The sequence below is a fragment of the Sphingobium cyanobacteriorum genome, assembly GCF_030580935.1.
Classification (GTDB): Bacteria; Pseudomonadota; Alphaproteobacteria; order Sphingomonadales; family Sphingomonadaceae; genus Sphingobium; species Sphingobium cyanobacteriorum.
Genome location: NZ_JAUQOM010000003.1, coordinates 141,872 through 155,015 on the forward strand (window position 1 = coordinate 141,872; position 13,144 = coordinate 155,015).

General features: G+C 62.3%; 13 protein-coding genes. 2 read left to right on the forward strand and 11 right to left on the reverse strand.

Going from position 1 to position 13,144, the window contains the following annotated elements; all coding sequences use genetic code 11:
• Position 1 precedes the first annotated feature (1 nt).
• From Q4610_RS09135 to Q4610_RS09150, 5 genes are all read right to left on the reverse strand, one after another.
• Positions 2–310, reverse strand: coding sequence for a hypothetical protein (locus Q4610_RS09135; RefSeq protein ID WP_054725841.1), 309 nt, complete (start codon positions 308–310; stop codon positions 2–4).
• 32 nt (positions 311–342) lie between these two features.
• Positions 343–1,266, reverse strand: coding sequence for a LysR family transcriptional regulator (locus Q4610_RS09140; protein WP_158514424.1), 924 nt, complete (start codon positions 1,264–1,266; stop codon positions 343–345).
• Positions 1,267–1,364: 98 nt separating this feature from the next.
• Positions 1,365–1,706, reverse strand: a complete 342-nt coding sequence (locus tag Q4610_RS21790) for a Rap1a/Tai family immunity protein (protein ID WP_224199557.1) — start codon at positions 1,704–1,706, stop codon at positions 1,365–1,367.
• A gap of 72 nt (positions 1,707–1,778) precedes the next feature.
• Entirely contained in the window at positions 1,779–2,126 is a 348-nt protein-coding gene (locus Q4610_RS09145) for a hypothetical protein (protein WP_054725844.1), read from the reverse strand.
• Positions 2,127–2,200: 74 nt separating this feature from the next.
• Positions 2,201–3,082: a DUF1259 domain-containing protein gene (locus Q4610_RS09150; protein ID WP_054725847.1), complete on the reverse strand. Its 882-nt coding sequence runs from the start codon at positions 3,080–3,082 to the stop codon at positions 2,201–2,203.
• 259 nt (positions 3,083–3,341) lie between these two features.
• On the opposite strand from Q4610_RS09150, the gene Q4610_RS09155 reads away from it, so the two are divergent.
• Positions 3,342–4,010, forward strand: a complete 669-nt coding sequence (locus Q4610_RS09155; protein ID WP_054733083.1) for a response regulator transcription factor — start codon at positions 3,342–3,344, stop codon at positions 4,008–4,010.
• Positions 3,991–5,391 carry a sensor histidine kinase gene (locus Q4610_RS09160; RefSeq protein ID WP_054725851.1) on the forward strand — a complete coding sequence of 467 codons (1,401 nt, stop codon included), beginning with the start codon at positions 3,991–3,993 and terminating at the stop codon, positions 5,389–5,391. The genes Q4610_RS09155 and Q4610_RS09160 overlap by 20 nt, the downstream gene beginning before the upstream one ends.
• A 63-nt stretch (positions 5,392–5,454) precedes the next feature.
• On the opposite strand, the gene Q4610_RS09165 is transcribed toward Q4610_RS09160, so the two are convergent.
• The 6 genes from Q4610_RS09165 to Q4610_RS09190 all read right to left on the reverse strand — a co-directional run bounded on the left by Q4610_RS09165 (position 5,455) and on the right by Q4610_RS09190 (position 13,132).
• The gene (locus Q4610_RS09165; RefSeq protein ID WP_207790608.1) at positions 5,455–6,543 is read right to left on the reverse strand and encodes a Cj0069 family protein; all 1,089 of its coding nucleotides are present in this window, start codon (positions 6,541–6,543) and stop codon (positions 5,455–5,457) included.
• A gap of 41 nt (positions 6,544–6,584) precedes the next feature.
• Positions 6,585–7,256: a superoxide dismutase gene (locus Q4610_RS09170; RefSeq protein ID WP_153876138.1), complete on the reverse strand. Its 672-nt coding sequence runs from the start codon at positions 7,254–7,256 to the stop codon at positions 6,585–6,587.
• Between the two features lie 120 nt (positions 7,257–7,376).
• Complete coding sequence (gene chrA, locus Q4610_RS09175; protein ID WP_082395458.1) at positions 7,377–8,624, reverse strand: chromate efflux transporter; 1,248 nt, start codon at positions 8,622–8,624, stop codon at positions 7,377–7,379.
• A gap of 71 nt (positions 8,625–8,695) precedes the next feature.
• Positions 8,696–9,649: a chromate resistance protein ChrB domain-containing protein gene (locus tag Q4610_RS09180; protein WP_054725861.1), complete on the reverse strand. Its 954-nt coding sequence runs from the start codon at positions 9,647–9,649 to the stop codon at positions 8,696–8,698.
• A gap of 337 nt (positions 9,650–9,986) precedes the next feature.
• The gene (locus Q4610_RS09185; protein ID WP_088712621.1) at positions 9,987–11,402 is read right to left on the reverse strand and encodes an argonaute/piwi family protein; all 1,416 of its coding nucleotides are present in this window, start codon (positions 11,400–11,402) and stop codon (positions 9,987–9,989) included.
• The gene (locus Q4610_RS09190; protein WP_054725867.1) at positions 11,399–13,132 is read right to left on the reverse strand and encodes an SIR2 family protein; all 1,734 of its coding nucleotides are present in this window, start codon (positions 13,130–13,132) and stop codon (positions 11,399–11,401) included. Before Q4610_RS09190 ends, Q4610_RS09185 begins: the two co-directional genes overlap by 4 nt.
• Positions 13,133–13,144 lie beyond the last annotated feature (12 nt).

Consider the following 13,144-nt stretch of genomic DNA (forward strand, 5'->3'; position numbering starts at 1 on the left):
CTCAGTTGCCGGTGAAACGCTTGAAGCGATCGCGGCTATCGGCCTCGATAACTGCCTGCTCGGCGTTGGCGCATTCATCACCGCGCACCGAACCGTCTCGACACGCTGCTACGATCTGCCGAGCCTCGTCGATATTGGCCGCAAAATACTGCGTCCCGCGCGCTGCGGTCGGCTGCGGCGCGGCCGGGGCCGGACTGACGGCGACGGCTGTTTGGCTAAGGGGGGCGATGACCGGCCGCAAGACAAAGCCGCCTGCGAAGCCGATGACCAAAGTGACAAGCACGATGATGATGGTCCTGCCTTGCGACATCAAAAATTTACTCCACCGACTGGCCGCCTAATTTACTGGAATCTTGGCGAGAAATCAAAAGAGAGCGCATAGCGGGCCTTGATAAATCCAAGAAAGCGCCGCAACGCTGGATTGCGATTGTCGTCTCGCCAGCAACCCGAGTATCCGGTCAGTGCCGGTCCTTGTTCGCCATGAATCGGCCGATAGACGACACTAGGATAGGTCGCTCCGGTCGATCCCTCGCAGACAATGGTAACACCCGAGTTGACGCCGAGGATGCTCAGCACGGTCTCACGGCTCGCCCGCGACATTCGGATGTCAGGCTTACCGCCCGAGATTGGAAGTCTGCCAAGCAACATGTCGCGGATTTCAGGGCCGGGATCGGCCGCGGGCAGAAGGAAGTGCTCGCCCCGAAGATCCGTCCAGTGAATTATGTCCCGTCTAGCCAACGGATGCGAGGCGGGCAACGCGGCTAGCATCCGCTCGCTCCATAGCGGCTCGCAGCGAAATCCGTTGTGGCTGGGCGTCCCCATCAGGATCGCTACGTCGATTTCGCCCGTGTCGAGCCCAGCGAGCAGAACGCTGCGATCAGCCTCGACGCATTCCAGTTCGACGTCAGGATGCGCCTCGCGCCAGCTAATGAGGGTCGCCCGGAGATTGCCGGCGGAGACCGAGCTATTGTACCCGAGCAATAGACCGCCAGCGCGGCCCTGGCCGGCTGCGAGCATCATGGTGACTAGCTTATCTGCCGTTGCCACCATTGGTCGCGCGCCACGAATGAACGCGGCTCCGGCCAGCGTCGTTTTGACCCCAGCCCGCGACCGCTCGAAGATAGACATTCCGATCGAGCGCTCCAACTTCGAGATGGAGCGACTGAGGGTCGATTGTTCAATATCAAGTGCCCGGGCGGCTCTGTAAAAACTACCATGGTCCGCCGCGGCGATAGCATAACAAAGCTGGCGGATTTCAAATGGCAAGCAGAACTCCTTACTCCGTTCGGTGATACCAGCTACCTGCCAGAAACAATTCCTATCTGAGCGCCGCTGTGGAGCGATTGGGATGATGCAACTTCTTCCTATCGTCGCGGCGCGCAAGGCCAAGCTTCAGCCAATGCTTGTTCGGCGCCAGCAACCATGTGAACGTCCATGAAGTAGCTGTTGTCTTCTGCCCAGCGCAGATAGGCTGAACGCAATCTATTCCGATCGTAACGCGGCGCCCCACACTCGCTACCCCGCGCCACTATCATCATGTCCAGCACGCCTTGAAGGTATGCGCCGCACGCTGGGTTGTTGGCGCGACAGCTTGCAACGAGTTCAGAGCCGTTTGTGTGAATCGGTTGTTCTTGCGCATAACTCGAAGCAGCGAGCACGACGGATGATACACACGCTCCGATGCAATAACCGACAGTCCTAAACATATTTGATCCTCGGATGGTGTTTTCAAAGAATGGGCCTTACCCCCATTCAGGCCCATTCAGACGACTGAGAGTTCAGTCGCCATCCTCATCGCTGTCGTTTTCATTCCCGAGGATTTGGCCTGTCGGCGTAACGAACAGCTCCACGTTCTTGCCAGCCTGATCCTTGCCTTCGATCTCGTAGAGCGTGCTGCCGTCCGCCTTTCTGGTTACCAGCTCGGCTTCGCGGACAGACGCGAGTCGTGTGCGCGCGGCGTTCATCGCGGCCACCGGCACCTGGTCGAGTGCGACTTCCTTCTCGCTATGCTCGCCGATAATGCGGTTCTCGTTCGCCTCATGGTTCTGCTGCGCCGCGAGCGCCACGCCTGCCACCGTCAACACAGCAGCGCTGGCTCCGATGACGAGAGTTCGTTTGCTAGCCATGTTCCGTTCCACTTCCTTCGGGGCCGGGGGATGAACGGGCGGCGGTCGCGGCCCGACTGGCCGTCGTCCGATTCTTAGTTTTTTCGATTGTTCATTGTGTCGAGTGCCGAGCGGAGACCGCGCGCCAGCTTTGCCGCGTCGTCATTGGCCCAGAAGTGCAGGAAGAACAGGCGCGGCTCGTCGTTCAACATATGGTTGTGAAGCGCTGTGACTTCGATGTCGTTCGCTCGAAGCGCTCGAAGGACGCGGTCTACTTCGCTCGCGATGAGGACGAAATCGCCCGTGATCGCCGCCTTGCCGCCGCCGGTGGGCTGAAAATTGATTGCGGTCGCAGTTCCCATTGATTGAGGCGTCACCATGCCGCCATCCATGAGCCGCTCCGCACGGGGAATACTGTATTGCAGAACGCCACCATTGACCCTGCCTTCGGCTCCCATCAGCTCGTCCAGAGCATCGGAGTTTAGATTGAGGCGAGACGGTGCTCCCGCTCCAAGAGACGGTGGAGAGATCGGTGTGCGGCTTGCGGAAATGGCTTGGCGCAGCGCCGCCGCCAGCCTTACCGGATCGCCATGCGCAGCTATGTGCATGTACATGGTGCCGGGCGCGGACCGCAGCAGGTGATTGTGGAGCGCGGTGATGGTGTATCCACCTTGCAAAAGGCGCGTCATCACAGGGTTCACTTCCTCGTGCGTGAGCACAAGATCGCCCATTACCATCACTTCGTCCCCCATAGGCTGAAACGCGGCCCAGGAGCCGAGCGCCAGCGAAGGCTCTATCGATACGCCATCCAGAACAACGCGCAGGTCGGAGCGAGGAAATCCGTAGCGACGAACTCCGTCCGGCTGCTCGACGCCGGGGCGTCCCAGCGCGGCGTCAACCTTCGCCCAGTCCGGTGCCGCCCAAGCAGGTGCGGCTAGTAGCAGCGTGGCCAACCCCGATAACAGCACCGTCCGCATAGTTTTGCTTCAACTCCTGATGCATAATGAGATCATGGTCGATGCCTCCTCGGGCACGCCAAAGCTGCGACACTCATGCATCGGCGCCGACCGCAAGGCACCTTGTAGATTCACAAGGTCCGCTGGCGGCATTCTGCACTAGAAGGCGATCGAACTCTTGTGCGAACGCAGCCGTCGGCAAACGACATTGGCGCACTGTCGGCACTGCTCGCACGCGGCTATGGTCGGCGCAAACAACAGAGGAGATGCCTCGGGCATTATGCGCCTACTACTGATCGAGGACGACGAGGACACGGGGAGCGCCGTTGTTGAAGCGCTGCGTGCTCGCGGTCACGCCGTCGATTGGGAGGACGACGGAAAAAGCGGACTTGATCGCGCCGTGAGCGGTGCTCACGCGTTGCTGATCGTTGACCGAATGCTGCCAGAGATGGATGGGCTATCGGTTGTCACCGAGCTGCGCCGTCGCCAAGTCGTAGCACCCGTGCTGATGCTCACGGCGCTAGGCTCCGTGGGCCAACGAGTCGAAGGTCTTGAAGGTGGAGCCGACGACTATCTTGTCAAACCGTTCGCGATCGCCGAACTGGTCGCGCGCGTTGAAGCGCTGCAGCGCCGGGCGGCCGGCCCGCCCAGCATCCTCTCGCTGGGCGATCTGACACTCGACCGTCTCGCTCGGACGGTGCGGAGAGGCAACACGCCCATCGAACTAATCCCACGCGAGTTCCAGCTTCTCGAACTACTGATGCTGAACTCGCCGGCCGTGCTTACGCGGTTGATGCTGCTGGAGACCGTGTGGAAGTTCCGTTTCGATCCTGGCAGGAACCTCGTCGAAAGCCACATCAGTCGGCTGCGGGCAAAGATCGATCGCGGTGACGATCCCCCCCTGATCCATACCGTGCGTGGGGAAGGCTATGCCGCTTGGAGTGATTAGCCGGCTGTTGCGCTCGACGGTGTCCCGTCTTGTTGCGCTCAACGCGCTGCTGCTCGTCATCAGCATGGTCGCCGGCGCGCTCGGCGGCTGGATCGCAACGCGCGGGGTGGTTGAGCGCGAGGCTCGAAATCGCATCGAGCTGGAGTCGCACGTGATCGCCCTCGAAGCGCAACGGGGAGGCCTTGATCGCGCACTGGAAATAATTCGAGCGAAGGCCGAGCGGCCGGGGTCGCCCGAGTATTATTTAGTTGGGCCAGATGGACGCACGCTGATCGGCGACATCCAAATTGTACCGCGAAAGGTCGGTTGGCACTTTATCGACCAGCCTCCGCCGCAACCCGGCGTCGAGGGCGTCCATCTGCTGGCGATGACGCGACGCCTTCCCGATGGATCCCTTCTCATCGTTGGAGAGGATATGGAGCGAAGCGAAGCAATCCGCGACGCTGTTTTCGGGGCCATTCTGACCGCTGGCGGAATCGCGTTGGTGTTCGGCATCATCGCAGGCCTCTTCGCCACGCGGCAGACGCTGCGCCAGATGAAGCGGATCAACGTTACCGTCCGAGCAGTCGAGCGTGGCGATCTCTCGGCGCGGACCGGCGCTCCGGTCGATGCGCGCACCGATCTTGATCAACTCGCGTTGGCCATCGACCGTATGCTCGATCGGATTGACACGCTGGTAGCCACGATCCGTCGCGTGTCGGCGGAGGTCGCCCACGACCTGCGCACCCCGCTCACGCGGGTGAGGCACTCTGTTGAATTGGCGTTGGCACAGCACGATGAAGAGCTCAGGTCTGCGGCGCTGGGTGAGGCGTTGGCCGGGCTGGACGAGGCGCTTCGGCTGTTCAGTGCGGTGCTGGATCTAGCGGAGATTGATGCCGGTAACGCGCGCGCGCGATTTCAGCCTATCGACCTGGCAGAGATCGTTGACCGGGTGGTGGATGCCTATCGTGCAGAGATCGAGGCTTCCGGCCGCAACATCTCTGTGAGCTTAGCGCGAGAAGCGCTGGTCGCCGGTGACGCCGACCTGCTGGCGCGTGCGCTCGCCAACCTGATTGAGAACGCGCTCAAATACTCCGGTGAGCACGCTCGTATCGATGTTTCGGTCACCGAGCAGGCCGACACGTTGACGATGGCGGTCGCCGACGACGGTCCCGGCGTATCCGATTGCGAGGTCTCCGAGATGCTGCGCCCGTTCGGGCGCTTGGACCGAGCGCGGCGTGCATCCGGCAACGGCCTTGGCCTCGCCATCGCCGACGCCGTTGCCCGACTGCACCGTGGAGCGCTGGCCTTTGCGCGGCTCCAGCCAGGGCTGGCGGTCGAAATCAGATTGCCGCGGGCACCGGCGGTGACGGCGGCTCGAATACTGGATCAAGTTGACTGAGCGTGACGAAAGGCGCTTCGCTGGTCCAGCGACCGACTAACGTATCCCGGAACGTGCGAACGTTTATGCCGGCGAAGCCGTGGTTCCTCGGCCGGCGACACGGCGTTCGTGCGCCGCGACCGCGCGACGGTATGCGGCATCCGCCACCTGTCGCACGGCGCTGGGCGGAAACGGCGCGACCGAACTGACGTTGATCTCGCACAAGACATAGCTGTCCGAGCCGCGATCGTCTTTCGGCCCGTAGAGGAAGTCCGCGTCCCACAGGAGCGGCAGCTCGTCATGCTCGATGGCGAGGATGTGCTGCAACCCGGGAATCCACGACTGTTCCATATCGTCTCTGAGCGACTGGAAAGCGCCGGCGTCGGCAGGCTGCATGACCCGCGGCCCCGGCTGCGCCTTCGGAGAATCGACCCCTTCCGCGGGTAGCGGCAATAGCGCGCGGATCAGTTGGTGGCCGAAACCGACGACCGTGCCCTCGCTCACATAGCAGCGGATCATGCCGTCCCCGAGCCGCGGTTGGAACGGTTGGTCGATGAGGCATTCGCCGCGCTCAAAATAGGGTGCGAACCGAGCGATCAGGGCATCGAGGGGGATCTTGAACGGAACGCTGTCCCGCGCGGCGTGAAGGACCGAAACGATCGGTTGGGCGCCACCCCCCCGGTCAGCAACTTCGACCCGCCACACGCCCCGGCCGCCATTGCTCCGATTTTCCTTGAGCACACGCGGCCCGGAAGCCAGGCGTTCAAGAAGCAGCGCGCGCAGTTCCTCCAGATCGGCGTAGCGGTGTGTGTCGGTGCCCCAACCCAGCGCCCGCGTGGCGTGAAGCACGCTTTTCACGCCCATTTTCGCGATGATATCGGGATGCGCGCTGATCGAGACGCCCGCCGCCGCGGCCTCGCGCAAAATCGGATCGAGCCTTGAGCGGTCACCGGCGTCGCTGATCGGGTCGGCCCAGACCATCACGCCATCGCACGTCAGCAGACGGTCGCGCGTTGTACCAGCCGTCTCGTCGGCATATCCAATCGCCTCGACCTCACCGCCCAACTCACGCAGCGCTGCCATGATCGGCCACTGGCGCGCGCTTTGCACGTCCAGAGGGCTGGTGGGGAGGTCGGTTCGCCACAACAGGCCGATCTTGGGGCAAGTGGTCAAGGCCGACTTCACTCGCCTCCCGTTCATCGCCGCTCTCCAACTCAGGCGCTGGCGGTGGCGATCGCCTGCGCATAACGGCGGTCGGTCGCTTCCCAGTCGAGGTTCTTGAACCACGCGTCGATATACCTGGCGGCTTGGGTGCCGTAATCCATGTGAAAGCTGTGTTCATACATATCGAGCGCGAGCAGCGGTATGCCGGCCGCAGCGCCGTGCATGTGATCCCAAGCCCAATGATTGTTGAGCGAGCGCGTGTGGACGTTGTAAGCGAGGATTGTCCAGCCAGAGCCGCCCGCAAGGCTCATGCCGGTGCGGCGGAATTCCGCCTCCCATGTCGCGAACGAGCCGAAGGCGGCGTCAATGGCGTCGCGGACCGAACCGGCCGCCCGGCCGTCGCCGCCCAACCCGTCGAAGTAGATTTCATGCAGCACCACCGAGCCGGTACGGTGCAGTTCCTCGCGTTTGAGGCCGCCGTAGATGGCAGGCGGCGCTTCGGTATCGGCGAGCGCGGCGGCCAGCCGTGGCCGCAATGCGTTCAGCGTCTTGACCGAGCCGGCATAGTTGTTCTCGTGGTGCGACGTGATCAATCGCTCGGACAAGCCCTCAAGCCTGGCCGGATCGAACTTGAGCGGCTTGATTTGATGGTTGCCGGCAAAGGCGGGGACGGTCGACGGCGTGGCGACCGGCGTCCGGGCGGAGGCTTCGTTGATCGTCATGGCGGCGGCTCCTATGCCTAGGGTTGCGATTGCACTGCGTCGGGAGAGATTGTCGATCGTCACATTCGGTCCTTTCCAATATGATTGATTAGGCTGCGTAAGAGTGACGGTGCGTCGCGATCATCCGAACAGGACGAGGCCCGCCCCCGCCGCGGCGAGAACAACCCACAGGATCGTCGTTTTGGCCTTGAACACGTAAAGGAGCGCGAGGGCGACGGCGAAGATCGCGAGCGGGATCACCACGCCGGGCACGTTCACGAGAGTCTTTTGCCCTAGTTCCAGCGTCGTGGCGGCGATCAGCCCGACGACCGCTGCTGATATTCCCTCTAGGAAGGTCTTGATCTTTTCGTTGTCCACCAGCCGTTCAAGCTGGTCATGAAAGAACAGAGAAAAGCTGAATGCCGGCAGGAAGATGCCGATCGTCATCACGATCGCTCCGAGTGGGCCGCCGCCGAAATATCCGATGAACGTCGAGAAGATGATCAGGGGTGCCGGCAGAATCCCCGATAGGGCGAGCCCGTCGAGGAACTGCGCATCCGTCATCCATCCATTGCCAACCGCATCGGCACGCAGGAACGGGATGACTGTGTAGGCCCCGCCAAAGGTGAGGAGCCCGGCCTTGAGGCCCGAGATGAAAAGATCCAGCAGCGACGGTTCTTGGTTTGCGACGGGTTGCGCCGAGACCGCATCTCCACCAACCGGACCGGCGAAAGTGACCCAGGCGAAGTAGAGCCCGAGCCCGACGAGCACGGCCATGAGCAGGCCGGCCGTCACCCGCTGACGGCGCGTCGCGAACATATAGACGAGGCCCGCGATCGGCAGGGTGAGCCAGAACGGCGTGCCGACGAGGGCCGCTAGGCCGGCGACGCCCGCGATACCCCAAAGCCAGCGGTCGAGCAGGATGTGACCGCCAATCCGGTGCACGGCGCGCACGATCAGGGCGATGACGGCCGGTTGCACTCCGAGAAATGCCGCGGTTGCGGCGGCAGTCTGCATGATCCCGGTGGAGAGATACAGCCAGGACAGCGCGAACATTAGGACAAAGCCCGGCATCATGAATCCCAGGCCTGCAAGAAGACCGCCGAGCTTTCCTTTAGGAAGCGTGCCGAAGAAGACGCATAGCTCGTGAGCCTCCGGACCGGGGAGCACCTGATACACGGCTAGGATGCGGTTGAACCTGGCACTTGAGACCCAGTGTTCCTCGTCGACCAACTCGCGGCGGATCATGGCGATTTGGGCGATCGGGCCACCCCATGCCAGGAAACCGAACCGCAAGAACTTGGCGAAGATCTGTGCATACGAAAGCTGCGGCAAAATGCCTTGACCTTCCGCAGAACCTACAGCCTCGCTCGGTACATTTGTCTGCATTCACCACGTTCCTCAAGCTATAACAGTCATCTCTCGGCCGAGGGCCGAGTGCCTTGCGCTGACTCCCGACTTCACGGGTTTTGCCGGGTGAAGTAGGCGTAGAAGCCATCGAGCGCGTCGCCGGCACCGGCGATGCGCTGGAGATCGTCATCGAACGTCGCGCACACGCCTGACAGCATCGCGCTGAGTCCCGGCGTTTCCGGCCGCTCAAACTTGTCGTCGCCGATGTCGAGGTCGTGGATGATCTCCCCGATCGCGGCTAATCCCGGATCGCCGTCCAGCTCGGCGCGTAGCAGCAGGGTCTCGAAGCTGCACCGATCGCCCTCATGGGTGAACTCGGCATCGGTCATATCGAAGCGCAGCTCGCCGGCATCGGACGTGTAGCTCCTGCCATCGACGAACTTGAAGCTCGCGTGGGGGTCGATGAATCGTCGGATCAGCCAAGCGCAGGCGATGCGATCGACGTGGACGCCGCGCCGCGTCACCCAGACGCGATGCTTGAGGTCAGCGGGCGACACCGCAGCCGCTTCGCCTGTGCGGCCGACGTCGGGATGGGCGTAACGCTTCTCGTCCAAATCCCGCAGCGCCGCCTCGGCACCTTGACGACCGTGCGCGCCAAAGAAGTCGAGCCGGACAATCTCAGAAAGCCGTCGCTGGAGTTTTGAGATCTCGGTCCCCGACGCCGGCCCAGTGTCGAGCAACTGCCGTGCGGCTTGGGCCAGCTCGTCATAATCGGCATCCCGCGCAGCGTCGAAAAGCTGGCGGAGCTCAACGTCGCTCTGGCCTTCGATCATCTGCGCGTCGATCAGCACCGCCTCGCCGCCGCTGGTCGTGATCTCTGCCAGCAGGTCGCGAAATGCGGTTTCGTTCTCCTCGCGACGGGGGAGCACATGAACAGCGTTCTTGAGCGGCACTGCGCCAATCGCCTGCAAGCGGCGCCAGATTTTCACACGCAGATAGGGCGGCTTCGCAGGGATTTGGTGCAGCAATGCTAGCCAATGCTCGGAGTCTTGCGAAGCGTCCATAACGCATATGTATCATTTCCGATGTTGAAATGAAACACGTATATCTCCATCCTGCAACGGTTCAGGAAGGGTGCGGATTGCGGGCGAAGCGCAAGCGACGTTCGACGGCGACGATCGCTGGCTCGTTTCGGTGTTTGGCGGCGCTACGGTAGTAGGAACAACGGGATGTATTCGTTATGTTTATCCTGCACGGGGCACCAAATTCCGCCGCCGGCCGCCGTTTGTGCGCGTCAGCCGCACAGGCTACGATCAGCGAAAACTCAGTGTTAACACGATCGTAGGCACGGCGGCCATCGACGGCAAAAAGTTCGAATCCTGTGGGTGCAACGAACTTTCACTACATGAAGAATCGGAATTGGTAGGGTGTGCTGCCTAGATTCGTCATGCGCTTGAGGACGCGCGCCAGCACCTTCGCATAACTCATCGTTACGGGTAGCGGATCATACAGCCCGTCATTGTTCCAGTTCATCTTCGACAAGGCGAGCGCCGCGCGGGCGCTGTCGTCCCACGTGCCGTGCCCGGCATGGCGGACAAGTCGGATCGGACGCGGCGTGCCGCGCTGACCCTGAAAATAGGTTTTCGGTCCCAAAGTCTCCACGGCACCGTGCATCCACAGTAGTGCCTCGCGCTCGCCAAGCCCGATCAGTGAGCCACGCTTAATTGGAAACGCCGCCGCCTTACCTCCCGAATTGGCTTGGTCGCGTTCCCAACGCGCGCCGCGCCAGCCCACATCCTCGACCACCTGAATCAAATCGACCGCCTCGCACAGCGGTAGTGCCTCGAAGCAGCCGAGCACTTCTGCGTCTTTGAACTCGGTCGATTTGTGGACCATGACCCGGCGCGGCGAGCGTCCGCCATGCCGGTGACGATACAGCGTCATCGACCGCGTGATGACACGGAACATCTCAGCCTGCGATAAAAAGGGATTATCGCGTTGCACCTGCACGTCGGCGGTATCGTAGGCGATAAACTCCAAGCCGGCGCCCTCCGCGTCGAACACCTGGCTGCAACAAGTCACAAATCGCGGTTTGTCGGCACCGTTCGACCGCACCGCATAGGAAATGCCGACATAGGCTGTTTCTGGGTCCACGTCGGCTAGCTTCCAGGGAACGCCGCCGGCCTTGGCATACAGCGCCAGCCCGACTCGCCACATCACGCTCGCACGGCAGCGATAAGCGAGCGCCTTGTCTTCGCGCACGATCTGGATCGGCATCCCGCGCGCGGCCGTATAGGCTTTGAGATGATCGTGGAGATCGAAATCGTCCCCCGCGCCGTAGAAGCCACGCTCCCACCGCTGCGGTAGGTAGATGAACAAGACATCGAAGTCGCTGCGGAACGCCTCAAGGGGCTGGATCGCACGAACGAGCTGTTCGGCGAGCAACACGTGCGGCATCGCCGATTGTGCCATCTCGCTCTCAAACGATCCGTCCAGCTCGACACGGCATTTCTTGGTTGCCGCCGTCACGCGCATGTCGAACACGGTATTGAAGCCCGGCCAATCCGGCAGATAGTCGGTTCGCTCGACCGGGCGCACGCTCTGGCTCAGCTCACGCATGAATGCGAACAGTCGCTCGGACTCGCCCTTCGGGGCCAGCGTCGCTACCCGGATCGGCGATTGCACCAATCCGCGCGAATGGGGGCCGAACCGCTTGAGCCCGCGCAGCGGATGAATGTCCCGCTCGCTCGTTCGCTCGGGATGGAACACCAGCTCGGGTTCGGGATACCATATGGTCGGGGCGATCTCGCTCGTCATGGCTGCACCAGCTTGGAGAAGGCCGTGTTCTTCCCGACTGCGAAGCGAGCATCGATCCCGTCGCCAATCGACAGCGCCAGAAGCGCTTCGCCGGCAAGGCGCTTTGCCCAAAAATCGATAAGCCGATCGAGATCACGATTATAGCGCTTCACCGTCCGTTCGCGCGCGAAGTCGGCGGTGATCGCTTTGGTCGCGTCCGTGACACCCTCAAACACGATCTTTGGATCAAGCAGCAGCCAAAGACCGTCGTCTGCCCAGTCAAGCCGGACCCCGACCCCCTCGTGCCATTTCAGGTCCGGGTGTTTGGGCACGGTGCCAGTCGTCTGATGAGTTATCGCGCGAAGCCCATCCCATGCGCTGTCGGCGGGATCTACTGGCACGAGCAAATCAGCGCTGCGGCGGCGGATCGCACGAACATTCTTGGCGGCACACAGCGCCTCTACCAAGGCATCGCGTAGCAGGCCGCGTTCGCCGGACTCATAGCGCAGGCGCCGCTTCTCGAAGGTGGCCAGATCGAACGCAGTGATTCCGAACGGGTCGAACACTCGACGGAACTCGGCATCGCTGCCGAAACCGAGCACGCCCGCTTGCGTGCGCGTCACGATCAGGCGCGCGTTCGCCTCGGCGACCGCCGAACGCGCCGCTGCGACACCCTCGATCGTGCATACCAGCTTGCGGCAATTGGCCGGGATGGTGACGGCAAGCCCGTTGAGCCGAATGAGGGGCCAGCCCCGCTGGCCCGAGGGCTCGGGAGCGCCCGACACGCGCGACCGTCCTGTTGCCAGCGCGTTGAGAGCGGATGTGTCGAGCGCGGGCAGCAGCCGCACGAGATCACGTAATATCTCATCGAAGCTCTCAATCCGCACCAGCCCGCACTCAACGCCCGCGTCGCTGGCGCGCTGGAGAAGTCGGATGACCCGCCCGAGCGGTGGATCGCTACCGCGATGCAGCCAGAACAGTCCGCCAGGATAACCGCCCGGCTGATTGAGCGCCGTTTCAAGCGCGTCCATCACTGAATCGTCGCGTCCGCTGTAGCCGGCGACTACGAGGCCGGATCGTCGGCAGGCATCCACGAGCTGCTGACGAAGCGCCGCATCCTGCTGGCGCAGCTCATCGGTCGTGTTCTTAAGCCGACGCGAGCGGAAATCGCCGTGCAGCTTCACTGCGATGGGCCATTTTTGCGCGCCGATCAATTGCCCCGCCAGTTCCGGAGCGTCGAGTGCAACGACGCTCAACGTGCCCGTTGTGCCATACGTTCTCGCGCAGGCATCTTCGATCAAGTGGTCGAAATTGGTCGTCCAGACGAGCTGAGTGTGGCCCGCTTTTAGAAGCGAGGCGAGGGCAAGATGGCCATAGGCCAGCTTCGCGCCGCTAATCATGCCTTGAATAAAAGTCGTGCGATCGCGCTCCACCGGGTAGGTTGCTTCGAAGAGCGCCGCGTATTCATCCGGTGAACCCGGCGACGGTAGTCGCTCGGAACTCGCAATGTGCGAGTCTAACAGCGCGCGGATCGCAGGATTACCGAGATCGGCGACACTCTGCGGCGACGCCTTGCGTTGGGCAACGAACAACGTTTGCTTGAATTGCCAGATCATATCCCAAGCGCTGGGGATGCCGGCTGAAACCGACGCACCCGCGCCAAGGAGCCACATTAATTGGCCGGGGCGCAGCGCGAAGCGCCGCACAAAGTCATCGCTCGATAGCTCGCTCGGGCTCGTTATGCTCTCCATCCGCCCATGCCT